Source organism: Cryobacterium sp. 10I1 (genome assembly GCF_035019805.1).
Classification (GTDB): domain Bacteria; phylum Actinomycetota; class Actinomycetes; order Actinomycetales; family Microbacteriaceae; genus Cryobacterium; species Cryobacterium glucosi.
The window spans coordinates 1-23,037 of sequence record NZ_JASJVF010000003.1 but is presented as its reverse complement, the minus strand read 5'-3'; the positions used below and the strand labels follow the sequence as shown (position 1 = coordinate 23,037).

Genomic DNA, 23,037 nt, shown 5'->3' with positions numbered 1-23,037 from the left:
GCAAAACCAGGAGTTGCGCGGCATCCCCGAGCGACCGCCTAATCCATGGTTTCGTGAAGTCTTGTCGAGCACTGAAGTAAGAAACCTCCAGCAAACAGGGTCAGATGCGTCACTGTGACGCACGTATTGCGGCGGGTAAAAAGTTGTTTTGTCTAGGTTGTCCATTGAATTGTGTATTCCGGACCCAAGCTGACCAACCATATGCTCGCTCTATGCTCACCGAAGGGCCCTCCCGGGCATCAAAAATTACTCTCCCCTCAATTCCCGCTGCCCTGGCAGCTGCGCCCGTGGCAGCATGGTCCGAACCAATCAGCATCGACACATACCTCCCAGAGACACCGGACCACTTTCCCGCGTTTCTTGAAACTCGCGTCTACCAAGGCTCGTCGGGACGGGTGTTCCCATTGCCATTCCACGAACGCATCAGTCAGACCAAGTCTCCTCACCTGTGGCAAGCGATACATCTCGAAAACGAGTGGCTCCGTCTGGTAATCCTTCCAGAGCTCGGCGGCCGGATACACATCGCTTATGACAAAGTGGCTAAGTACGACATGTTCTATCGCAACAACGTCATCAAGCCCGCTCTCGTGGGCCTCGCGGGGCCTTGGATCTCGGGGGGGATTGAGTTCAATTGGCCTCAGCACCATCGCCCGGCCACATTCCTCCCGACCGACGTCAGTATTGAGCACGAAGATGACGGCTCGGTGACTGTCTGGTGCTCCGACCATGATCCGTTTGCTCGGATGAAGGGTATGCACGGTATCCGACTGCGGCCGAATAGCTCAAAGATCGAAGCGCGGGTGCGCCTCTACAACCGGTCCGAAACTCGCCAGACGTTCCTGTGGTGGGCAAACGTCGCGGCCGCCGTCAATGACGACTACCAGTCATTCTTCCCGACAGATGTCAACTACGTCGCTGACCATGCCAAGCGTGCCATCGTAAGTTTCCCGCACGCCCGGACGTCCTATTACGGCATCGACTACCCGAGCCGGGTTACCCCGGAGAGCCCCGATGCTGATCGACTGGACTGGTATCGCAACATTCCCGTGCCGACCTCGTACATGGTTACGTCTACCGATGGCGAATTCTTTGGTGGATACGATCACGGCCGAAATGCCGGCTTTGTTCACTGGGCCAGCCGCGACATTTCCCCGGGCAAGAAACAGTGGACTTGGGGCAACGCACCATTTGGGTGGGCTTGGGATAGCAATCTTACCGATGCCGATGGTCCGTACGTGGAGCTGATGGCCGGCGTCTTCACCGACAACCAGCCTGACTTTGCGTATCTGGCCGCCGGCGAGACGAAGACGTTTAGCCAATTCTGGTATCCGCTTAGCCAGATAGGACCGGCTCAGGAGGCAAGTGCTGATGTGGCCGCCCGGCTAGACATCACCGAAGCCGGAGCGCGCATCGGAATAGTTTCATCTGAAGTCATTCCGCACGCCCACGTACGACTAAGCGCAAGCAATGGTCGCGTTCTCTACGATGGTACCCACCGTCTAAGCCCTGCGGGCCCGTTCCTTTATGATGTCGCTTTTTGCCAAGAGCAGCCAGGCGATGAACTTGAGCTACGCATCTTTACCGACGAGAAAACCATGCTCACTCTCAATCCACGACAGGATGAAGAGATCACTGAGCAACCCCGGCACGCTGAAGAACCGGCCGCTCCCAGAGATGTCGGCACCATCGACGAACTAGTTCAAATCGCCGTCTATCTCGACCAGTATCGACACGCGACGCGATCCTCGGAACCCTACTGGCGTGAAATCCTGACCCGGGATCCCCAGGAGTCACGAGCCACTGCCGGACTCGGTGAACGGCTCTATGACTGCGCCGACTATGAGGGCGCCGTCGAGATGCTGTCCCGAAGTGTGACTCGCCGCACTCAATGGGCACCCACTCCACTGGATGGATCAGCACACTACCGGCTCGGCCTCGCCCTCTCGCGGCTCGGACGGCAGCGAGAGGCGCTCAACGTTCTCGCACGTGCGTCATGGGACAATGCGTACGTAGTCCCGGCAAGCTATCTTCTCGCTCGTGAGCACGCCAAGATGGGGCAGATCGACGTCGCTATCAAAACGCTTCGAGACGTACTCACAACGGATAATCGCCACCTGCAGGCAGCCGACTTGCTCGCGCTTCTACTCCAGACGGCCGGCCACGTTGCCGAAGCCGACCAGGTTCTCGCGAATACCCTCAGCCAAGATCCGCTCGATGCATGGGCACTACACCTCCGCAAGCAGCCCGTCACGTCGGACGCCACGGTAATGCTCGACGTCGCGCTTGAATACGCCGCCGCAGGATTCATCGATCACGCACTTACGGCATTAGACGACGCAGCGGCGCTCCTTCCCATTCTTGCGCCCGGGCAAGTAAACGTAGGGCCACTAATCTCTTACCACCGTGCCGCTCTCCTCCACCAAGCCGGCAAAGCACAGGAGGCCAGAGCCGCTGTAGATGCAGCCAGCCGTGGGTCCTCAAAACTCACTCTCCCATCACGCCTCGATGATGTCGATGCGCTCCGAACGGCTCTCGAAATTAAACCGGGTGACCCACTCGCAGCCTCCCTGCTAGGGCACTGGTACTACGACCGTCGCCGATATGCTGACGCGATCCGCCTCTGGCACCTCTCGCTCAGCTCCAACCCGTCCACTGAAGTAGCGACCGTCGTCCATCGGAATCTCGGCATCGCCTCCTACAACGTGCTCCGCGACTTCGATGCCGCGACCGATCACTACCACTGTGCCCTCAACGGGGAACCTGGCAACGCGAAACTCTGGTTTGAATTTGACCAGCTTTCTGCGCGGCTTGGGACGTCCACCGAGGAACGTTTTATACAGCTGGAGAAACGCCAGGAAATCGTGAACCAGCGTGACGACTTGACGGTGTCATTTGCGCAACTTCTGATCGATGTCGACCGAGCGCGCGATGCTCAAACTCTCCTAGCTGAAAGACAGTTCCAACCATGGGAAGGCGGCGAGGGGCAAGTCCTCGCTGCCTGGGATCGGGCGGCCCTCTCCCTAGCTCGGAGCGCCAATACCTCGAATAATCACGAACTGGCCATCAGGCTCTTAGAAGCAGCGCTGCGACCTCCGCAAAACCTCGGCGAGGGGCGGCATCCCCTAGCCAACGTCTCCGAACTGCAGTTGGCGCTTGGAGATTCCTGGGCAGGAGCTGGCGACATGTGCGCGGCCGAAGGGCACTGGCAACAGGCTGCACAGTCAACCGGTGACTTCACCAAGATGTCGGCAACACCATTCAGCACCCAGACACACCACGCGATCGTGGCACTCCACAGGCTTGGACGCCATGAGCAGGCGCAGCAAGTCGCCCAGAAACTCGACATGTGGGTAAATGAATATGAGGAATCAGTGGCAAAAATTGACTTCTTTGCAACGAGCCTTCCCACAATGCTGCTGTTCATTGACGACCCAGCAGCCGAACGCGACCACGTCGTCTCGACTATCCGCACACAACTCTCGATACTCAAAAATATGGATAGTTCCACTCGGGAAACGGCGAACTCCTAGGGCAGGCCCCGAAGGGAAACACCACAGCCAGCAATCCCACACTTCCAACCTCCAGGGCTTCCCTACGAACATGAGGAGACATCATGACCGTTCCCTCATCTCCATCACCCTTCCCCGCAGGAATGAAGCGGCGGAGTTTCCTTTCCAGTGCTTTGTGCGGTGTTGGATTCGTCGCACTACCGGTGCGGTCGACAGCTGCGCAAGCGATGACGGCTGTCACCCCAGGAGAAATGCCTATTCTCGATACCCATCCTCCAACTGAGCCGTCTGGCACGCACGTGCAGCGAGTCGGCGAAACCAAAGTGGTCTTCTCTTATGAGCGGTGCTGCCCAGCTTCGATGGCTGGCGCACTAGAGAACCGGAACGGGAATACATCGACCTCGATGGACAATGGCGTTTTGCATCGGACCCCGAGGTTATCGGGCTGGACGGCGGCTGGAACAACTCCAGATTCGACGACAGTGAATGGCAAAGTATCGCCGTCCCTTCCGCGCGGGACTTGCTCGCCACAGCAGTTTTCGGCTCTCTGGATGGTAGCCACTTCGGCGGGGGTACGGCATTCCTCGACTGCTATGCCTGATGCCGGCGTGATGTGAAACTATTCGGCGGTCGGACGGAGCGTCATCTGCGCCTTAATTTCCGAGCCGTTGGCTACAGCGCCGATGTGTGGCTCGACGGAGTTCCCCTAGGTAAGTATGAAGGCGCCAACACGCTGTTCTCCTTGCCGATCACCGACTCGATCAGGCCTAGCCGATTGCACACACTCGCCGTTCGTATGTTTCTTCGGACTCCCCACACCTCGTACAGTCCGCCATGCCAGCCAGTCACTGACGACTTTAAGATCCCATACAAGCCCGTCGACTACTGGTCATATGCTGGCATCATGCGTTCAGTCTGGCTCGAAAGTGTCGCTCCAACATCGATAAGCAAGGTGCTCATCACAACCGCAGATGGTCAACTTGACGCGCGGATTCTCTTCGAAAACCATGGTCATGCGGACTTCACCGGAAACGTACAGCTCGACCCTAGTTCCGAGTCCACGGCAGAGACCATGTCCATTCCGAGACCAATGCACTCACCGTCCAAGCAACTCTCTGCACAACTACCCCCGGCCGCGACGGACGCCACCACCCCGTCGACCGATTGACGACGAACTACGGCGTCCGTGATCTCCGCATCGCCAACGGTCAACTAGACATGAACGGGGATATTCTGTTCCTAAAGGCGATCCGAGACCACTCAAAATGTGGTGGTGGTCCTGGACTATGAAGTTGTCAGTTCACCAACTTGAAAGCGGCGACCCGTCTCTCGAGTTATATCGGATCAGCAACGAATACTTGCAGCTCGTCTTCCTGCCATCCGTTGGGGGTCGCCTTCTGTCTCTCCAGATCGCAGGGAAAGAACTGCTGTGGATCAACCCGGATTTCTTTGACAGAAAATTTCGCGCTCTTAAGCCGAGGCTGTCCTGGGCAACACTGGACGGCACGTTCGCCTCTTGGGCCAACGTCGGTGGTTCCAAGACCTGGCCGGCACCGCAAGGAGAAAGTGTAGGGCAATGGGCGGGCCCACCGGATCCTGTCCTCGATGCGGGTGAGTGGACCTTCGAATCCACTTGGCTCCCAATTGAGAAAGTACAGCAGGTCATCATGGCCAGCCCCAACGACGCTCGAACTGGCCTTCAAGTCAAACGCGAATTCCGGATCCCAGCCACCGGCTCCTCATTCTTCGAACACACCGCCTTTACGAACACATCCCACCGCAATGTGCGGTGGTCTCTCTGGGAAGTGTGCCAAATCGACACTTTCGCGGCCCGAGATGGGGCAACGGACTCTGCAGTAGAAGTCACCGTCACGTCCAACCATCCACCTATCGAACTCGCACGATACGCAGGCGCAGTAAGACCAACCATCGCAGACGGCATCGCGCGAGTGCCGATCGAACCTGGGGTCGCCAAATTCGGATTCCCCCACTCCACTGGAGAGATTAAGTGGCGTGGACCGGCAGGAACCAGCCTCGTCCTCAAAACCGCCGTCGACGAAAGAGCGGAATACCCAGACCACGGATCACGGATCGAAGTATGGGCGCAATCCCCGATACCGCATGCCCTCAGCGAGCTCAACGGTTTTCATCCGAACGCGTGGCTCGTCGAATTGGAAGTGTTATCGCCCCTACATACGATCGAGCCCGGAGGCTGCGCACGCCTCGATATCCAGTGGTCTGCCCATACGGCTGGCACACCCTAGCGACTACCCAACGGATCAGCCCCTGTCGTGCTTACGATAGACAGAAGGAGTCAGCCCGTGGATCTTCTTGAACTGGCGAGCAAAATAGAACGAGTCCTCGTAACCAACACTATGGGCAATCATTTCTACCGGCTGTGTGGTCGTGTCTAGCAACTCGCGGGCGCTAGCCATCCGGAGTTGAGTTTGGTAATTCAGGACCGCCAAACCGGTGTGCCCCTTGAAAAGTGCCGCAAAATGGGAATTACTCAACCCCGCCATCGCAGCGAGGTCCGTCACGCTTATTCGCTGGGTGACGTGGCTTCGCAGGTAGTCAATCGCCCGCTCAATAGAGTTGCTCGTCCCCCCCGCACTAGCTCTGTCTGACGCAAGCAAGGCCATCAAATGCCAAGCCGCGCCGGCTGCTGAGAGGAGGCTCGAATCTGTTGTGTCACGCTCCATCCATTGGATCACCTCGGCAACGAGCGACACAGTTGCGTACATGTCGGACAGCGTCCGAACGGGCGCACTAATTGTCATTCCCGCGAACGAGAGAAACCCTTCAAGGTCACTTCCGTCCAGATGCAACCACCAAAGAGTCCAAGGGTCGTCAGAATCAGCGCCGTACGAATGAGCTTGATGCGGAGGCAAAATAATGACCTGTCCCGCGGTGACAGCGAACCTGCCCGCCGCGGTGACACACCAACCTTTTCCTTTGACACAAAGAATTACGACGGCCTGGGGAATCGGGCTTTGCCGTACTCGGCCATGAGAATGCGCCTGTGGAAAATACCCGCAGTCCGTGACGACAAGGTGCGCCGTCCCTGGATGCGCTAGCGCCTCCCTCACTCGAGGGCGTGGCACCACAAGCATCCGCTGACCCGGGAAACCATCCGGGATCACACCCGACAAATTGGTCACCGCTGTCATCGTTCTCTCCAGATACTCAACCGTTCTCTCGTGTTCGACGGCCTAAATCGATCGTACCTTTGCCCTTAGATACAAGTGAGATCACGGCCCAGGGTAGCTTCCCTCCACCCTCCGGGGCACGGGAGTACCCGTCCTGCCACGAGCACTTTCATAGTCAAGAGGAGCAAAGAAGCGTGAAGAGTACGACTCGAAAGACGCTCGATGAGTTTGCTTTTACCATCCCTCGCGTGTGGCGCAGAGTTCATGTACACGCCACAGCACTCGGGCGCCTAGACGTCGATATCCCGAACTGGGTCGAGCGGTCCCGGCGCATTCGCCTCCACACCCGTCCTTGGCCCAGGCACCAAGAATGTCTTTCAGCAGGCGGGACGAGATTTTGACGGTCAACAGCGAAACCTCCTCACTCAAACGCGAAACCAAGTCGCCGACCTTCACAATCGGTGTTGACGATTTCTTGCTTCACGGCAAGCCGTTTCAGATCATTTCGGGCGCTCTCCACTACTTCCGCGTGCACCCAGATTTATGGGCCGACCGAATCCATAAGGCCAGGCTGATGGGTCTCAACACGATCGAGACATATGTTCCGTGGAACCAACATGCCCCGCAGCGCGGCGTGTTCGATACAACGGCCGGACTCGACCTGGCCCGATTTCTACGCCTTGTCTCAGAGGAAGGTATGCACGCAATCATTCGGCCCGGCCCGTACATCTGCGCTGAATGGGACAACGGGGGACTACCGGCCTGGCTGACCGCTGATCCGGACGTGCGTATCAGACGGTTTGAACCTAAATATCTTACGGCCGTCCGTGAGTATTTTGAGCAACTACTTCCCATCATCTCGGTAGCCCAGATCGATCGAGGTGGGCCCGTCATTCTCTTTCAAATTGAAAACGAGTACGGAGCCTACGGGGCTGATAAACCCTATCTCCAGGCTCTAGTCGCTATGGCACATGACCTTGGTATTACCGTGCCCCTCACGACGGTCGATCAGCCGACCGACCAGATGCTCGATGACGGCAGCCTCCCCGAGTTGCACCGAACTGCTTCGTTTGGCTCCAGAAGCAATGAGCGACTCGCAACGCTGCGCCGACACCAAACCACAGGACCGCTCATGTGCTCCGAATTCTGGGACGGATGGTTCGATCATTGGGGCGAACACCACCACACGACCCCCGTTGCGGATGCGGCCCTCGAACTCGATTCGATGTTAGCCGCAGGCGCATCCGTCAACATCTACATGTTCCATGGCGGCACGAACTTCGGATTCAGCAACGGCGCGAATGACAAAGGCACTTACAAGTCCCAAGTCACCTCCTACGACTACGACGCCCCCCTTGACGAAGCCGGATACCCAACTGAGAAATACCACGCATTCCGCGAAGTCATCGGCCGTTATTCCCAGCTCCCTGCCTGTGTCCCAGCGTCAGCAACAGACGCACCCGCCTTTCAAACGCCGTTCCAAATCACTGTTCCGCTGACCGACGTACGCGAGAAACTTGGCAGATGGAGAGCATTTGAACACGCACCAACGATGGATCACACCGAGCAATACCGTGGCCTCTGCGTCTACCGAACCACTCTGCACCATTCTGCCGACAATATCGCCCGCTCCGGGACTTTACGTCTTGCAGAGATCCGTGATCGCGCGCTCGTGTCGATCGACGGCACAAGCGTCGGAGCACTTAACCGTGACAACAGAGAGAGAGCAATTGCGTTGCCTGCAGGCGACATCCTGGAACTGCTTGTGGAGGACCTTGGCAGAGTCTCGTATGGCCCCCGTATTGGAGAGCCAAAAGGAATAATCGGGCCGATCACCCTCAACGGTGAAGAACTGGTGCATTGGGAGGTCCTCAGTCTGGACCTCACCTCAATTGACGGATCCCTCTTTGCCGGCATTCCCACCCTGAATTCAGACCCGATGGGGCCAAGCTTCTCGAAGACTGAATTCACCCTGTCCGCAAGTACTGATCTCTTCCTAGATACCTCTGAATGGGGAAAGGGAATTGCCTGGATCAACGGGTTCAACCTCGGACGTTACTGGTCACGAGGCCCTCAGAGCACCCTATACATTCCCCGCAGCGAACTGAGAACTGGAATCAACGAGCTCATAATATTGGAGCTGCATGCGCACGCCCAGTCAACCGCGCGTTTTTTACCTCGGCCATCGCTCGGAAATACCGACTACTAATCCAGGAAGCGTTATCAGGCCTACTTCTCACTCTGAACCGTGGGCAAATCTGTCGGGCTTGCGTTCCGTGGAGCGGAGGACTCCGAGTACCTGAAGAGCAATCCGATCAGAGTGAACGCGTGGTGGTTGGTCACGTCCCGCTGAGTGGATGTTCTTATTGATGTCAAGCGACTTTTGGGGCGGGTGGCGCGTCGCCTCATCGGGTAGCGCTGTTCTGGCGACACATGCGCCGGGGCGCCCCGCGCAGCACGGCGAGATCTGGCCCGGTACCGCGCTCGTTGAGCGGGATCCCGTCGATGGACCCGTCGGCGCGGAAGAAGACGGCGCCACGTCATCGTCGCCGACGACGCCGACGACGCCGGCCGCGCTGAGGGCCGTGAAGTCCTCGTCTTCGAGGTACCCGCGCGCGTAGACGTGGCTGGGCACCTTGGAGAATGGCGAGCCGAGCCCGAAGAGTGCAACGTTTATTCGCGCCTGCATCTCGAGCAGTCTCGTCACGCCGCGCTCCCGCCAGAACGCCCGCTTCGTCGCGGGGTCGTCGAAGAAGGTCTGCACCGGGAATTGCTCGACGTGGGCTCCGAACGCGTCACCGAAGCGGCGGAGGATCTCGCTCGTGTAATCCAGGCGGCTCGTCGCGTTGAGTGGGGAACGGATTTGGATGTTCACGAGCCCGTTAGCCCTGGCCTGCCTCAGCAGGTGTGTTTTGTCAACTCGAACCCGGCCATTTGATCGCTAATTAACCGGCCACTTCAGCACCGTTTCCGGCCAATTGATCACGGTGCCTGCGGCGGTCGGTTTTGGGGTCGTTTCCTCGCGCTGACCCGCGGCAGAGTGGCGTTGGGGTGGCCCAATCGGCGTCAGGTTCGAGACCAGCCGGGCCTGGCCGGGGCTATTTCATGAGGGCATGCTTGACGCGGTAGGACTCGCCGCGAAATTGGAGGAGGCGGCCGTGGTGGACGATGCGGTCGATGACGGCGGCGGCCATGTTGTCGTCGCCGAACACTGTGCCCCAGCGTGAGAATTCTAGGTTTGTGGTGATGATCAGGCTTCTTTTTTCATAGCCGTCAGCGATGACTTGGAACAGGAGGCGGGCGCCTTCGGTGTCGATCGGAAGGTAGCCGAATTCGTCGATTGCGAGTAGCTGGTTTTTCGCTATGTTGACCAGTTCCCGGTCGAGGCGGCCTTCGTCTTTGGCGCGGCGCAGCTGCATCACCAGGGACGAGGTTGTGTAGAACCGGGCCGGTATTCCTTGTTGGCAGGCGGCGGCGATCAGCGCGCTGGCGAGGTGGGTTTTGCCGGTCCCGACATCGCCGTAGAGGACCAAGTCTTCGGCTCGGTTGATGAAGTCCAACGACGTTAGCTCCTCCCTGCCGTAGTCCTCAGGGAATTTCACGCTGGAGTAGTCGAAGCCCGTGAGTGATTTCAGCGCTGGCAGTCGGGCGGCCGTCAGCAGTCGTTGGCGGCGTGATGCTTGTCGGGATTCGTGCTCGGCCAGGAGCATTCCGTGGAGGTATTCGCGTTGTTTCGGGGTGCCTTTCTCGGCCCATTCGACCAGCACGCTGTGGGTTAGTGACGCCTGCCGGCCGGTCTCGATGATGTCCTGCGCAGTGATCAGAGTCATGCGATTTCTCCCGTCAGCGTGTTGAGGGTGGTGAAGCTTTCGGTGGTGAAGATGTCATAGACGCTCAGGTCCACGTTCTCCACGGCCGGGCTGGTGCCGTCGGCCAGGCGTCGGGCGAGCATGCCCAGCGCGGCGATCTCGGGGGTGTCGCCGCGCTGGATGAGCAGGTCGGCAGCAGTGATGGCGGCGTCGAACCCGGCCGATCCCGATGCGGCCTCGACGGCACTGAGCAGGCGGCGTCGGTCGGTCGCGGGGGCCTTGTCGAGCCAGTCGCGCACCGGCTCAGAGACCAACGGCCGCAGCGGGGAATGGCTCCAGGCGCCGGGCTTGGTCACTAGCAGCGGCAGCAGTGCCGCGGGCTCGAAGATCGTCTCGGCCTGCACTCCGAAGGCGCGGGGAAAGGACCGCACCGGCGCGGAATGCTCATCGAGGATCTCGACGACGTCGTGGCGGAGCCCGACGGTGAGGGTGCGGCTGTGGAATGAGGATCCGGCCGCGTAGGTGTTGCCGTCGATGAGGACGTTTCCCTTCTTGTCAGCCGTGCGGGACTCATAACGCACCGGGTCAAACCCCACGCCGGGCAGCGCCAGCGACGCAGCGACGTCTTGGGCGAAGAGCTCGCTGATAGGTAGGCCTTTCCGGTAGTGCGTCGTCTCGGCCAAGGCCATGCACCGTGTCATCAGCACGTCGTTGAGCCCCTTGAGAGTGGCCGCTTCTGGCTCGGGAACCATCAGGTTTCGGCGGAGAAACCCGACGGCGTTTTCGACGTTGCCCTTCTCGTTGCCGGAGTATGGATTGCAAAACCGCGACTCCGACCGGTAATGCAGTTTGAACGCGCCGAACAGTTTGGCCTCGACGACTTTGGTGCCGACTCTTCGCCCGATACCGGTGGCGTTGTCAAAGACCAGGTGCCGGGGCGCGGCGCCGATGTGATCGAACACGGTGCGCAGCCCGTGGCAGACGCACTCGGCGGTCTCTCCGCGGTAGGCCTGAACGAAGCGCATGTCCGAGAACGGGAACGTGACGACGAAGATGTGCAGGATCTGGCGGATCCCGCCGATGATGGCCTCGGCCTGGCCGAAGTCGACCTGCGCAGTGCCGGCCGGCCAAACCAGCTCCGTGAAGCCCTCACCGGCCTGACGGTGTTGGTCGTTCCACTTCCTCACGAAGCGTTGCACCGGGGAGTAGCTGCCGCTGTAGTTCTCCTCGTTCATCAAGCGATCAAAGACCCGCTTGGCTGTGTGGCGTTGCTTGCGCGGCCGGCGTTGGTCCTCGCCCAACCACGTCTCAATGGTGTCTTCAAACCCGGTCAAGGCTGACCCGGCTGGCCTCAGAACGGGTGTCGGTGGTTTCGGTGAATAGTTCTGTTGCCCGGTGTATTTCGCCACCGCATCGCGGCTGACTCCCAACCGGCGGGCGATTTCACGGCCCGCAATTCCGTGGGAGTCGAGTGTTCTGATATTTTCTTGCACGGACATGGGTACCGTCATCTGCTTCCTGGTTCCTTCCGGCGCGACCGCTTGGCAGTAGACACGCCTTTAGGAACCTATCGGGGGGTGGCGGGCCCATGTCTCCATCGCTTGGAGAGGGCCACGGCCGCCAGGTGATCTCAATCTCTACGCATCCCCAACCCCATTTCTTGGGCGGGATTTGCTGGCCTGATTTTTAGCGCTCATTTGGCAGGAAACCAGCCGCTAACTTGGCAGGGATCCAGCGCCGAAACGGCCTACAAAGAGTTGATCACACACAGCAGGCGGGACACCGAGGAACGGGAGGTGTGCAGCTCGTGCGCGATGGCCTCCATGGTCAGGTGGTCCTGCACGTAATACGGTTGCGCCGCCGTGAGGGCGTCATCGGTTCGGTCGGACAGGGATGGATCGTTTGTGATGGTCGTAGCTTCTGCTTGCACATGTGTGCACGTGTGTGCACAGGCATTGACCGTTTGTGTGGTGTTGCGCATGCTGTACTGACCCACGAGGTTGCGCGGCATGCGCAGGACCGTGATCCGGTGATTGTCAGCCGCCGCTGCAGACCTAAGGCTGCAGACCCACACACCAGACCTGCCGACCCACACAGAAGTGAGCGAACAGTGACCCCCTCAAACCAGAAGCCCGCCGGGGCATCCGCGCCGGGTATCCGTCCCGGTGCCGTAGCCGCTCAGGCCGCCATCGCCGCTCATCCCCGGGCGAGCGTGCTCATCATCGGTGCCGGAATCAACGGCATCGCGACCTTCCGCGACCTGGCGATGCAGGGCATCGACGTCGCGATCGTCGACAAGGGCGACTACGTCTCCGGCGCCTCGTCGGCCTCCTCCCACATGATCCACGGCGGTGTGCGCTACCTCGAGAACGGGGAATTCCGCCTGGTCAAGGAGTCGGTGGAGGAACGCAACAGCCTGCTGAAGATCGCCCCGCACTACGTCAAGCCCCTCAAGACGACCATTCCGATCTACTCCACCTTCTCCGGGGTGATGTCGGCGCCGATGCGCTTTCTCACTCACCGCCAGGGTGCGGCCCAGGAACGTGGCGCCCTGCTGATCAAGATCGGCATGATGCTCTACGACTCCTTCTCCCGCGACGGCGGCACGGTGCCCCGGCACGAGTTCCTCGGCAGGAAGGCATCGCTCAGACTGCTGCCGCGCCTCAACCCGGGCCTCAAGTACACGGCCACCTACTACGACGCCTCGATGCACGACCCCGAGCGCCTCGCGCTCGACGTGCTGGCCGACGGCCTGGCCGCCGGTGCGCACGCGCGCAGCGCCAACTACATCGAGGCCATCGGCATGGATGCCGCGGGCGTGCGTCTTCGGAACGCGGTCACCGGCGCCGAATTCAGCTTCCAGGCCGACATCGTCGTGAACACGTCCGGGCCCTGGACCGACCTCACAAACACGGCCCTCGGCCAGACCAGCACGTACATGGGCGGCACCAAGGGGTCGCACATCGTGCTCGACAACCGGGAGCTTCTCGCGGCCACGGGTGGCCGCGAAATCTTCTTTGAGCACAAGGACGGCCGCATCGTGTTGATCTTCCCGCTTGCGGGCCGGGTGCTGGTCGGCACCACCGACCTCGAACACGATATGACCCAGCCCGCGCGCTGCACTGAGGCCGAGGTCGACTACTTCTTCGATCTCGTCAAGCACGTTTTCCCGGATGTGGCCGTCGACCGCTCAGAGATCGTCTTCCGGTTCGCCGGTGTGCGTCCGCTGCCGCGGCACGATGACGAGGCGCCGGGGTTCGTCTCCCGCGACTACCGCATCGAGTCCCGTCCGCTCGGTGCCCGACCGGGCACACTTCTCAGCCTCGTCGGCGGCAAGTGGACGACGTTCCGGGCCCTCGCCGAGCACCTGAGCGGTGACATCCTCGCCCTGCTCGGCCGCACCCGGGTCGTGTCGACGGCCGGCATTGCCATCGGCGGCGGTCGCAACTTCCCGTCGACGGATGCCGCGCACCGGGTCTGGATCGCCGCGAACGGCGACGAGGTCGGCGCCTCGAGGGCCGACGAACTGCTGACCCGCTACGGCACCCGCGCGGTCGACGTGATCGACTTCATCACCGCGGAACCGGACGCAGCGCTGGAACACCACGCCGATTACTCCCGTCGCGAGATTGAGTTCCTCGCGGCCACGGAATCTGTGGTGCACCTGACCGACCTCGTGCTGCGACGAACGAGCATGGCCTTCCGTGGTGAGCTCAGCCTGGCGCTGCTCGAAGAACTCGCCGGAGTCCTCGCTCCCGTGCTGGGCTGGGATTCCGCGCGCGGGGCAGCCGAGCTCGACCTCGCCGTCGACGTGCTGCGCGACCGGCATGGTGTCGACCTCACCACGGTCGACGCGGCATCCGCTTCGCGCGCGTAGCCCACGATCTGCACAAACGTGCACGCGTGGATGCACCATTGGCCGCGCTGAGCCGATAGGTTTCTCGAGATTCGTTTTGCAGCCATAACCGGCCCAAACACTGTCTCATCTCCAGCGTCAACAATTCGGCTTCACTGAACAAGGGTGTCAATGTGGACAATCTCGGTATCGTTTTCCTCTCGGAGCTGGTGGGCACGGCCTTGCTGGTCCTCCTTGGTTGTGGGGTGGTGGCCAACGTGGCCTTGGCCAAGAACAAGGGCCTGGGCGGCGGTTTCCTGATGGTGACGGTCGGGTGGGGCCTCGCGGTCTTCTCCGGCGTCATCGTCTCCTACAACTCGGGGGCGCACCTGAACCCCGCCGTGACCCTCGGCCTGGTCGCATCCGGCGCCACTGAATTCGGCTCCGGGGTCCCGGTGAACTTCCTGTCGGTGCTGACCTACATCGGGGCGCAGCTGCTTGGAGCCATCATCGGCGCCGTCTTCTGCTGGCTGGCGTACAAGCAGCACTTCGACCAGGAACCGAACCCGGCGAACAAGCTCGGTGTCTTCTCCACCGGTCCGGCCATCCGTTCGTACGGCTGGAACCTTCTTACCGAGATCATCGGCACGTTCGTGCTGGTGTTCGTGATCATCGCCTTCGGCGGTGGCCGCCAGGGTGTCAACGGCGGGCTTGCCGCGCTCGGCCCGCTCCCGGTCGCCCTGCTCGTCATCGTGATCGGCACCTCCCTCGGCGGGCCGACCGGCTACGCGATCAACCCCGCCCGTGACCTCGGTCCGCGAATCGCGCACTTCATCCTGCCCATCAAGGGCAAGGGTTCCTCGGACTGGTCATACTCGTGGGTCCCCGTTTTCGGCCCCATCATCGGCGGCGTCCTCGCCGGACTCCTGTCCACCGCACTCCTGCCCATCCTGGCCTAACCAGGGAACCAGTGCCGCGGCCTCCGTTGACGGATGCCGCGGCACGTTCGGCTAGCAATTCCCACACCCAACCTGAACCGCACGACTACAAAGGAGTATTCAATGGCCCAGTACATCATTGCGATCGACCAGGGGACGACCAGTTCCCGTGCGATCATCTTCGACAAGGCGGGGTCGATCGTCTCGACCGGCCAGCTCGAGCACGAACAGATCTTCCCCCGCGCCGGCTGGGTCGAGCACGACCCGATGGAGATCTGGAACAACACCCGCGAGGTCATCGGGCAGGCACTGTCCAAGGCGAACCTGACCCGCCACGACATCGACGCCGTCGGCATCACCAACCAGCGCGAGACCGCCGTGGTCTGGGACCGCACCACCGGGCTCCCCGTCTACAACGCGATCGTCTGGCAGGACACCCGCACCCAGCCCATCGTCGACCGCCTCGCCGCCGACGGGGGCGTCGAACGCTTCAAGAAGCAGGTCGGCCTGCCGCTCGCCACGTACTTCTCGGGCACGAAGATCGTCTGGATCCTCGAGAACGTCGAAGGCGCCAGGGCCAAGGCGGATGCCGGCGAGCTGATGTTCGGCACGACGGACTCCTGGGTGCTCTGGAACCTCACCGGCGGCCTCGAGGGCGGCGTGCACGCGACCGACGTCACCAACGCGAGCCGCACGATGTTCATGGACCTCGAAACCCTGCAATGGGACGACGACATCCTCGCCGCCTTCAACGTGCCCCGGTCGATGCTGCCCGAGATCCGCTCCTCCTCCGAGGTCTACGGCATCGCGAGCGAACACAGCCTGCTGCGCGAGACCCCGATTTCGGGCATCCTCGGCGACCAGCAGGCCGCAACGTTCGGCCAGGCCGCGTTCGACCAGGGCGAGGCGAAGAACACCTACGGCACCGGTAACTTCCTGATCTTCAACACCGGCACCGAGATCGTGCACTCCCAGAACGGCCTCCTCACGACCGTGGGCTACAAGCTCGGCGACGGCGAGACGCACTACGCGCTCGAGGGCTCGATCGCCGTCACCGGCGCGCTCGTGCAGTGGCTGCGCGACAACCTCGGCCTTATTGGGTCGGCCTCCGAGATCGAAGCCCTCGCCCTCTCCGTCACGGACAACGGCGGCGCCTACTTCGTTCCCGCGTTCTCCGGCCTGTTCGCGCCTTACTGGCGTGCCGATGCCCGGGGCGCCCTGGTGGGCCTGACTGGCTATGTGAACAAGGGCCACATCGCCAGGGCCGCACTCGAGGCAATCGCGTACCAGTCCCGCGAAGTGCTCGACGCGGTCAACGCCGACTCCGGGGTCCCACTCACCGAGCTCAAGGTCGACGGCGGCGCGGCGGCCAACGACTTGCTGATGCAGTTCCAGGCCGACATCCTCGGCGTGTCCGTGGTGCGCCCGGTGGTCGCCGAGACGACCGCGCTCGGCGCGGCGTATGCGGCCGGCCTCGCGGTCGGCTTCTGGAACGACCTCGACGAACTCCGCGCCAACTGGCAGGAAGACGCCCGCTGGGAGCCGAAGCTCGACGTCGCCGAACGCGACCGGCTGCTCCGCAACTGGAAAAAGGCCATCACCAAGTCCCTCGACTGGGTCGACGAGGACGTCCTCTAGCCCACCCTATTGAGACCTTTCCGGTCGAGAGTGCCCGCCACACCGGCAACTCTCGACCGGAAAAGTCAGTGCGTCCCGTTCCGAATTCAGGAGACTACTTTTCTGTTCAGGTGCCTGGCTTTAGAGTGTTTCGTTGCACCAAGGGAGTTCTGGGTGCCCGATGTCGAGGCTCGGTGGACGTTGGTGGTGGCCGCGCATTGGGATCGGCCTGGGACGCTTTCGGCCAGCTTCGCGCATCGAGTAATAGGGCGCCGGCGGCCTACTTTTCAACGAGCGTCGAATGTACAGGAGTTCACGGCGGCGGGCACTCCGACGATTGAGCCTGAATACCCATTCGTCGACGTAGGCGTGTAGATGCTCGCCACGACCGAACCGTGAGTCGTTTCCATCAGCGCCCCTTGACCAGAGAGAACATGTGGTGGAAGCCCGGGAGTACCTCGTGCGCAGGGAGGCCTGAAGCAGGCATGGGAATGCCGGTGTGGTCGTAGCGACCGGGTGTCGCAGCTGGATACGCAGACCAGCCGTCGGTGATCACATGGCTACCTGGTTCGATGTTGGCTTGGAGGAAAGCAGCGAGACTGACGTGGCTGGCGCCCTGAATTACGGGTCTGCGTTCCACCGCGGCGGCGAGCAGAAGCTTTCTGGTCGATCTACCGCCCCGTATGCCCGGCTCGAAGCCATCAAAGATTGACTCGTCGACCTTAACGTCGCCGCGCGACGGATCGCGCTGGACGAACGAACCGTTACGGACATCTTCCGGTCGTAACCGCCACGTTTCCAACGAGAGTTGGTCGGCCGCCATCCGTTGGTGCTTCCATGGTGCGGACAAACGCAGCCATCGGGCCAGCTCAGCGGGAAGGCCGTGCCCAGATTTTTGGACGCGTTTTCGGCTTATTTCACCTGGAATTCCGGGCACGTACCCGCTCACACTTGATATCGATTCTTCCGCTGGAAGGCAAAAAAGCAATCGACCGAAAGTGAGAAACCACCAGGACCATCACACCTGCACCGTGGCGAGCGTTCCGGATCAGTCACCTGTGATTGAGAACCTCAGCATCGAACGAAGTCACGATACTGCCTGTGCTCTGCTAACCAGCATTCCTTGTGGCGACTTCGACACCATCAGTCTCAAGTGCGTCCAGCACACAAGGATCAACGTCCTCATCAGGAAGCCCTACTCGGGCATCCTCGGCCACCTCGCCGAAAGCTATGCCCCCGTTTCCGACCATCGTCTCCGTACTCCGGGCGTCGATGGTCGGCCCGCTGATGGTGCTGCCTGTGCGGTCCAGCCGGAGCCCGGGGCGCGCGGATCTGGCGTTTCGGCCTGGCCTAGTTGGGAACGTCCGGTTCGGCCGCAGCATCGTGCACGTCTTCTACGTACTGGTACGCGATCGGCTCTTCGGTCACATGCCCCAGTTTGAATACCCGGCGGACAATGGCGCCTTCCTCATCCACCTCGAGGGTGACTGTCTGTTGGTAGCCGCCGTCGACGTAGGCCAGTTCTCGTTCCGTGCCGGACGCGATCGGGTTGGCACCATAGAAGATGGCGCGGTAGGTGGACTTCTCGTTCATTGTCTTCCCGTCTGTATCGGTCCGGTCTTGCCGTTCGGGTTGCCCCGCCACGGTCGTCGGCTCGCTGCAGACAGACCAGGACACACCGACATTTTTGCACGGGCACCGCAAGAAAACGCCGAATGAAGCCGAATGACCCCACAACCGCTAGAGCCAAAGCCAGTTGTCTTTTGGACATCTGGTCGCTCTTCCAACACCCGATCACCAATTCGGAGCAGACTCATGGCATGGACTACCTCATTACGCCGAACTGTCCCAAGTGCGACGAGCCTATGCTGGCAGTCGACGATAACTGGTGGTGTGTAGATTGCCCCAAGGCTGTGCGTCCCGACGAATGACTCTTCGGGTGACCAGTAGGACTCAGGTTCCGGACCCGGCGCAGGTGGCGGATTTCCGCCACCTCGAATGTCTTCTACCATGATGTCGCCGCGCACTCCCATAATCGGCGCGATAGCCCTTGTCCTCATCCCTTGCGCGTGAAGCTCGGCAACGAGTTTCTGCAGTGTGTCCCGTTCTAGCCGCATCGGGGGATCCCTACGTCAAGGTGAATGGGGCCAGGGTGAGTTAGGCGGCTAGTTTTGGCTCGTCTTCTTGTGCTTCGGCTGGCTTGTTGATCCAGGCCGCGTTGGGGGTGGCGAGGATTTTGGGATCGACGCTGGTACTGAAGCGTTCCGAGCCCGGGCTTGGGCCAGGGTCGCGGACCTCTTGGCGGCTTTGCCGGTTGCGAGCCCGTAGTGGACGTCGGCGGGCGTGTTCAGGCCGATGCCGGTGTGGCGGTGGGTGTGGTTGTAACCCTCGACGAAGGTGTCTATGAAACGTCTCGCGTCGCCGCCCTGCGTGTCAGGGTGAGTTGAGGCCAGTAGCTCAGAGCAAGTCCGCTGTGTGACGTAGGGCGAGAATCAGGAAGTTTCGATCATGTCCAGCCCGTCTTCGATCGTCGTGCGCGACGATAGTGCGATGAGTAAAGAACAGCAGTCTCGGCCCGCGTGCGGGTGGTCCGACAGCCAGGCGGTCGTTCAGGCCCGTGCAGAAGCTTGATCATTTGGCCGCGTATGAGGACGCGATGACTCGGAACGGGGGCGGGGCGTATCTGCGGGAGCAGGGCATCTATTCCTCGCAGATCAACGAGTGGCGCAAGCTCCGCGACGCGGGCGTGCTGCAGGGCAAAAAGGCGGGGGAGAGGATCGGCCGGCTCACGCCCGAGCAGGCCGAGATCGCCCGGCTTCGCCGGCAGCTCGATGTGACCGAACGGCGTCTGGCCACGACCGGGGTGGCGTTGGAGATCATGTCAAAAATGCACGAGCTACTCGAAAATTTGTCGAAGAGCTCGCGGGACGAAACACCGCAGACGAAACCGTGATGACCACCTACCGTGCCCTGACCCGCCGGGGAGTGTCCACCCGGACCGCCGCGGTCCTGGCGGGGTTGCCGCGGTCGACGGCGACCCGGGCGCCGCGCACCCTGGCCCGCGGTCCGGCGTTGGTGCCGGCGAACAAGCTCGGTGTCCTCGAGCGGGGCCGGATCCTGGCGGTGGTGAATTCGCCCCGGTTCGTGGACTTGCCGCCGATCCAGATCACCCACGGTCCGGCCTGCTAACCAACGACCTGCGTCCACGGCGCCTCGCATTGCACCTCACCCAGACCGCAGTAGCACTCGAGCTGAGCGCCTGGCCCAAAGCCATCTCGCGGATTGAACGCGGCGCCACCCAAGATCGAGTCCTTTCTGAGCGCTACCGCACATGGCTCAGCGAACAACCGAAAGTCAGCGCTTGACAACAATAGGAGCATCAAATTCCGGACTCACGCTACCAACAAGCGCTACTCGCCAAGATGGCACGAATACAGGTGAGGGCTTTCACATGAGTGTGGAGGTGCAGTCCCGAGAGCCTTTTTCCGGAGTGGTCTGAGAAAATTACTACTAGATAGTTTCACTGTCGGATAGTTATACTCTCCGTATGCGAATGGCTGAGTTCAGCACCACCAGCGGCATCCCGGTGGCGACCATCAAGTACTACCTACGCGAAAAACTGCTGCCTGCGGGCGAGAGTGAGACGGCTAACCAGGCCAGCTACGGGGCCGTTCACCTGGATCGTCTGCGTCTCATCCGCGCGCTCATCGACGTCGGCGGGCTCAGCGTGGCATCCGCCCGCAGCGTGCTCGAAGCCATTGACTCGGATGCCTCGCTGCCCGAAGCCTTCAAGGTGGCGCAGCGCTCTGTGTCGGCGGCCATCGAGCCGGGTGACCTTGACCCGGCGGATCTCGCCAGCATCGACGCGCTGCTCGAGGGCTGGCACGTCTCACCGGAGAACCCCGGGCGTCTCGCCGCAGCACGAGTGCTCTCCGCCTTCCGCGGAGTCGGGCAGGCGGATGAGCGGGGCTGGTACGCCCGCTACGCCGAGGCCGCCCTACTCATCGCCACCGCCGACCTCGATGAGATCCAGTCGCGACCCGACCGCGCAGCCAAGGCCGAAACCGTCGTTGTGGGCACCGTACTCGGCGATGCCCTGATCTCCGGGCTGCGCCGTGCGGCCCAGGAGCACGTCACATCCCAGCGATATTCCTGAAGAAGAAATGACCACCATGACCCGCACGCTCAACGCGTCCCCCGCCTCCGTCCTCACTCGCTTCGGTGGGCACCGACCACTGCTCTGGCTCGCCCTCGCCATGGTCGCCCTCTCCGTGATTGCCCTCGTCGGGCTGGTAGTTGACCCCCGTACGATCACGGGGATGCCGCTCTGGGAGAAGCCACTCAAGTTCTCCCTCTCAATACTGATTTACAGCGTCACGCTGTCCTGGCTGCTCGGCCAGCTTCCGCGTCGCCGCCGACTCGCTTGGTGGGCCGGCACGGTGACCGCTGCCTTCCTCGCCGTGGAGATAATGGCCATCGACGGGGCCGCTGTCGCCGACACAACGAGCCACTTCAACGTGTCGACACCGTTCTCGACGGCAATCTGGGGCACGATGGCGGTGTCGATCGTGATCGTCTGGGCCGCAACCATCCTCGTGGCCGTATTGCTGTTTCGCGCCGATCTTGGTGACCCCGCTCGCAGCTTCGCCATCCGGTCCGGCCTCATCGTCGCGGTGATCGGCATGGGGCTCGCGTTCTTGATGACGAGCCCAACCGCCGCCCAACTGTCACACTTCCAGGGGATTGCTGGCGCCCACACTGTGGGCCTCCCCGATGGGGGCCTCGGTCTGCCGCTGCTCGGTTGGAGCACTGTTGCGGGCGACCTGCGTATCCCGCACTTTGTCGGGATGCACGCCATGCAGGTGATCCCCGTCGCAGCGCTGCTCCTCGAGCTGGGCTCTCGCCGCGTCTTGGCCCTGTGCGATTCCGCCACCAGGCTCGGCATTCTCGTGGTGATCGCGGCGCTCTATCTCGGTGTCATCGCGGTGCTCACAGTTCAGGCGCTGTCCGGCGAATCGATCGTGCATCCGGATACCGCCATCGCGACAGTCTCGACCGCGCTGTTCCTCGCCGCTGCGGCGGCCTGCGCGGTAATCGTGGTGCGCAGAAAACACCTCACAACCGGCACGGAGGGCAGCTAGGTGACTACCTCGGACGCTGGGCTGTAATATCCGAAACGAGGAACGCCAGACTTATCCTCACTACGGAGTTTCGGTAATAGTAGAACGAAAACGTTCGAGAAGGGCAGCAGGATTATTAGGCGAGTTGCGGTTTTCGGCCGATGCTTGCTTGGTTGAGATGGCCGTAGATGGTTCCTCTTACTGACGCGCTCGTGAGCGCCTCGATTCAGATGACACGGGGCGAGCACGGGAGCGGCGAGTCCGTGTCGGCACGAGAGCCGAAAAGTTAACAGTGAAGTCCGTTATCTGTTTTCACACTAAAGGTCAGCCTTGGGCTGGTCAGCCGCAACGACCGTTGTCTTCTGGTCGTGCCTGATCCCGGCACCTCTTGAGGAACGCGATCTCGGCAGTGTTTTCTGCGAGGCTGATCGCTGCGTCGTAAGCGTCGCGGGATGCCATGGGCCGACCCAGCCGACGCAACAGGTGCGCGCGAGCGGCGTGGTGGGCGTGGTATCCCGAGAGCGCCGATTTGATTTCGTCGATGAGCGCGCGTCCCACCTCTGCGCTGTCACGCTCGCCCGGTTGAGCCGCACAATCGGCGAGCCGTCGAGCCTGACGCGACCACCTGCGTCCAGTCCGTCGCGTCGCCGTCGGTGTGCACGGCGTTGATCGCCGCGAGAAGCTGGTACCGGCCAGGCGCGTCCTTGGAGGCCAATCGCTCACGGACGAGCGCGTGTCCTTCGGATATCTGATCCACATCCCACAAGTTCACCCAACGGGATCAGCTCACCCGCCGATGACACCCTTGCCGGACGGCGCGCGTCGGTGAGCAGCAGCATCCCGAGCATCCCGGTCACCTCACCGTCATCGGGCAGCAGGCCGTGCAGCAACCGACTGGGGCTACTCGCCACACTTCTGCAACGTCATCGCATGAATACCAAAATCTTTGGTAATGTGCTCGATCGTCACGCCAGGCTCACGGCTGGCGAGTCGCCCTATCGGGTAGCGCTGTTCTGACGATCCGGTAGCGCGATTCCGGGGACAAGGTAGCGCTCGACGC

The 23,037-nt window shown here is 61.5% G+C and carries 18 protein-coding genes and 3 pseudogenes; 10 read left to right on the top strand and 11 right to left on the bottom strand.

The annotated features are described in order from the left end of the window. Positions 1–212 precede the first annotated feature (212 nt). From QN345_RS00955 to QN345_RS00945, 3 genes are all read left to right on the top strand, one after another. Entirely contained in the window at positions 213–3,530 is a 3,318-nt protein-coding gene (locus QN345_RS00955) for a DUF5107 domain-containing protein (RefSeq protein WP_322140272.1), read from the top strand. A 322-nt stretch (positions 3,531–3,852) separates the two neighbouring features. Then, positions 3,853–4,110 carry a hypothetical protein gene (locus QN345_RS00950; RefSeq protein ID WP_322140271.1) on the top strand — a complete coding sequence of 86 codons (258 nt, stop codon included), beginning with the start codon at positions 3,853–3,855 and terminating at the stop codon, positions 4,108–4,110. A 685-nt stretch (positions 4,111–4,795) separates the two neighbouring features. Continuing rightward, complete coding sequence (locus tag QN345_RS00945; protein WP_322140270.1) at positions 4,796–5,773, top strand: hypothetical protein; 978 nt, start codon at positions 4,796–4,798, stop codon at positions 5,771–5,773. Positions 5,774–5,788: 15 nt separating this feature from the next. Here the strand turns inward: QN345_RS00945 and QN345_RS00940 are convergent, their stop codons facing one another. Beyond that, entirely contained in the window at positions 5,789–6,253 is a 465-nt protein-coding gene (locus QN345_RS00940; protein ID WP_322140269.1) for an AraC family transcriptional regulator, read from the bottom strand. Between the two features lie 51 nt (positions 6,254–6,304). Beyond that, positions 6,305–6,622, bottom strand: a pseudogene (locus QN345_RS20495) (AraC family ligand binding domain-containing protein); the annotation flags it as partial. A gap of 406 nt (positions 6,623–7,028) precedes the next feature. Between QN345_RS20495 and QN345_RS00935 the strand changes: the two are divergent. Further along, positions 7,029–8,867, top strand: a complete 1,839-nt coding sequence (locus QN345_RS00935; protein WP_322140268.1) for a beta-galactosidase family protein — start codon at positions 7,029–7,031, stop codon at positions 8,865–8,867. 27 nt (positions 8,868–8,894) lie between these two features. Here QN345_RS00935 and QN345_RS00930 read toward each other — a convergent pair whose 3' ends face one another. From QN345_RS00930 to QN345_RS00915, 4 genes and pseudogenes are all read right to left on the bottom strand, one after another. Further along, on the bottom strand, positions 8,895–9,533 hold the full coding sequence (locus QN345_RS00930) for a sugar-binding domain-containing protein (protein ID WP_322140267.1): 639 nt from the start codon (positions 9,531–9,533) through the stop codon (positions 8,895–8,897). Positions 9,534–9,756: 223 nt separating this feature from the next. Continuing rightward, entirely contained in the window at positions 9,757–10,488 is a 732-nt protein-coding gene (gene istB, locus QN345_RS00925) for an IS21-like element helper ATPase IstB (RefSeq protein WP_322140266.1), read from the bottom strand. Further along, positions 10,485–11,966 (bottom strand): IS21 family transposase, encoded by a 1,482-nt coding sequence (gene istA / locus QN345_RS00920; protein WP_323508368.1) that lies wholly within the window; start codon positions 11,964–11,966, stop codon positions 10,485–10,487. The genes istB and istA overlap by 4 nt, the downstream gene beginning before the upstream one ends. A 269-nt stretch (positions 11,967–12,235) precedes the next feature. Next, positions 12,236–12,358: pseudogene (locus tag QN345_RS00915) on the bottom strand (sugar-binding transcriptional regulator); the annotation flags it as partial. Between the two features lie 264 nt (positions 12,359–12,622). Here QN345_RS00915 and QN345_RS00910 point away from each other — a divergent pair. From QN345_RS00910 to glpK, 3 genes are all read left to right on the top strand, one after another. Then, entirely contained in the window at positions 12,623–14,344 is a 1,722-nt protein-coding gene (locus tag QN345_RS00910) for a glycerol-3-phosphate dehydrogenase/oxidase (protein WP_322140445.1), read from the top strand. Positions 14,345–14,496: 152 nt separating this feature from the next. Beyond that, positions 14,497–15,261, top strand: a complete 765-nt coding sequence (locus tag QN345_RS00905) for an MIP/aquaporin family protein (RefSeq protein ID WP_134446156.1) — start codon at positions 14,497–14,499, stop codon at positions 15,259–15,261. 102 nt (positions 15,262–15,363) lie between these two features. Continuing rightward, positions 15,364–16,878, top strand: a complete 1,515-nt coding sequence (gene glpK, locus QN345_RS00900; protein ID WP_322140265.1) for a glycerol kinase GlpK — start codon at positions 15,364–15,366, stop codon at positions 16,876–16,878. 388 nt (positions 16,879–17,266) lie between these two features. Here glpK and QN345_RS00895 read toward each other — a convergent pair whose 3' ends face one another. The 3 genes and pseudogenes from QN345_RS00895 to QN345_RS00885 form a co-directional block, all read right to left on the bottom strand. Beyond that, the gene (locus QN345_RS00895) at positions 17,267–17,680 is read right to left on the bottom strand and encodes a transposase (RefSeq protein ID WP_322140264.1); all 414 of its coding nucleotides are present in this window, start codon (positions 17,678–17,680) and stop codon (positions 17,267–17,269) included. Between the two features lie 527 nt (positions 17,681–18,207). After that, positions 18,208–18,450, bottom strand: coding sequence for a hypothetical protein (locus QN345_RS00890; protein ID WP_322140263.1), 243 nt, complete (start codon positions 18,448–18,450; stop codon positions 18,208–18,210). A gap of 564 nt (positions 18,451–19,014) precedes the next feature. Beyond that, positions 19,015–19,277 (bottom strand): annotated as a pseudogene (locus QN345_RS00885) (IS3 family transposase); the annotation flags it as partial. Positions 19,278–19,474: 197 nt separating this feature from the next. On the opposite strand from QN345_RS00885, the gene QN345_RS00880 reads away from it, so the two are divergent. The 3 genes from QN345_RS00880 (at position 19,475) to QN345_RS00870 (ending at position 21,013) form a co-directional block, all read left to right on the top strand. Continuing rightward, a complete protein-coding gene (locus QN345_RS00880; RefSeq protein ID WP_322140262.1) occupies positions 19,475–19,810 on the top strand; it encodes a hypothetical protein in 336 nt (111 codons plus the stop codon). Next, positions 19,810–20,046, top strand: a complete 237-nt coding sequence (locus QN345_RS00875; RefSeq protein WP_322135090.1) for a hypothetical protein — start codon at positions 19,810–19,812, stop codon at positions 20,044–20,046. The genes QN345_RS00880 and QN345_RS00875 overlap by 1 nt, the downstream gene beginning before the upstream one ends. Before the next feature lie 364 nt (positions 20,047–20,410). Then, entirely contained in the window at positions 20,411–21,013 is a 603-nt protein-coding gene (locus QN345_RS00870; RefSeq protein WP_322135091.1) for a MerR family transcriptional regulator, read from the top strand. Between the two features lie 1,532 nt (positions 21,014–22,545). Here QN345_RS00870 and QN345_RS00860 read toward each other — a convergent pair. Both QN345_RS00860 and QN345_RS00855 read right to left on the bottom strand, forming a co-directional pair. Next, on the bottom strand, positions 22,546–22,734 hold the full coding sequence (locus QN345_RS00860) for a hypothetical protein (RefSeq protein WP_322135184.1): 189 nt from the start codon (positions 22,732–22,734) through the stop codon (positions 22,546–22,548). Continuing rightward, positions 22,697–22,816, bottom strand: coding sequence for a hypothetical protein (locus tag QN345_RS00855; protein ID WP_322140444.1), 120 nt, complete (start codon positions 22,814–22,816; stop codon positions 22,697–22,699). The genes QN345_RS00860 and QN345_RS00855 overlap by 38 nt, the downstream gene beginning before the upstream one ends. Between the last annotated feature and the right edge of the window lie 221 nt (positions 22,817–23,037).

What these genes read in the sequence shown, in the direction of transcription:
- glpK (WP_322140265.1), top strand. Translation starts at nt 15,364, where the DNA reads ATGGCCCAGTACATCATTGCGATCGACCAGGGGACGACCAGTTCCCGT.
- QN345_RS00875 (WP_322135090.1), top strand. Translation starts at nt 19,810, where the DNA reads ATGACCACCTACCGTGCCCTGACCCGCCGGGGAGTGTCCACCCGGACC.
- QN345_RS00940 (WP_322140269.1), bottom strand. Translation starts at nt 6,253, where the DNA reads ATGTACGCAACTGTGTCGCTCGTTGCCGAGGTGATCCAATGGATGGAG.
- QN345_RS00935 (WP_322140268.1), top strand. Translation starts at nt 7,029, where the DNA reads ATGTCTTTCAGCAGGCGGGACGAGATTTTGACGGTCAACAGCGAAACC.
- QN345_RS00955 (WP_322140272.1), top strand. Translation starts at nt 213, where the DNA reads ATGCTCACCGAAGGGCCCTCCCGGGCATCAAAAATTACTCTCCCCTCA.
- QN345_RS00895 (WP_322140264.1), bottom strand. Translation starts at nt 17,680, where the DNA reads ATGGCGGCCGACCAACTCTCGTTGGAAACGTGGCGGTTACGACCGGAA.
- QN345_RS00945 (WP_322140270.1), top strand. Translation starts at nt 4,796, where the DNA reads ATGAAGTTGTCAGTTCACCAACTTGAAAGCGGCGACCCGTCTCTCGAG.
- QN345_RS00890 (WP_322140263.1), bottom strand. Translation starts at nt 18,450, where the DNA reads ATGAACGAGAAGTCCACCTACCGCGCCATCTTCTATGGTGCCAACCCG.
- istB (WP_322140266.1), bottom strand. Translation starts at nt 10,488, where the DNA reads ATGACTCTGATCACTGCGCAGGACATCATCGAGACCGGCCGGCAGGCG.
- QN345_RS00870 (WP_322135091.1), top strand. Translation starts at nt 20,411, where the DNA reads ATGGCTGAGTTCAGCACCACCAGCGGCATCCCGGTGGCGACCATCAAG.
- QN345_RS00855 (WP_322140444.1), bottom strand. Translation starts at nt 22,816, where the DNA reads ATGCTGCTGCTCACCGACGCGCGCCGTCCGGCAAGGGTGTCATCGGCG.
- istA (WP_323508368.1), bottom strand. Translation starts at nt 11,966, where the DNA reads ATGTCCGTGCAAGAAAATATCAGAACACTCGACTCCCACGGAATTGCG.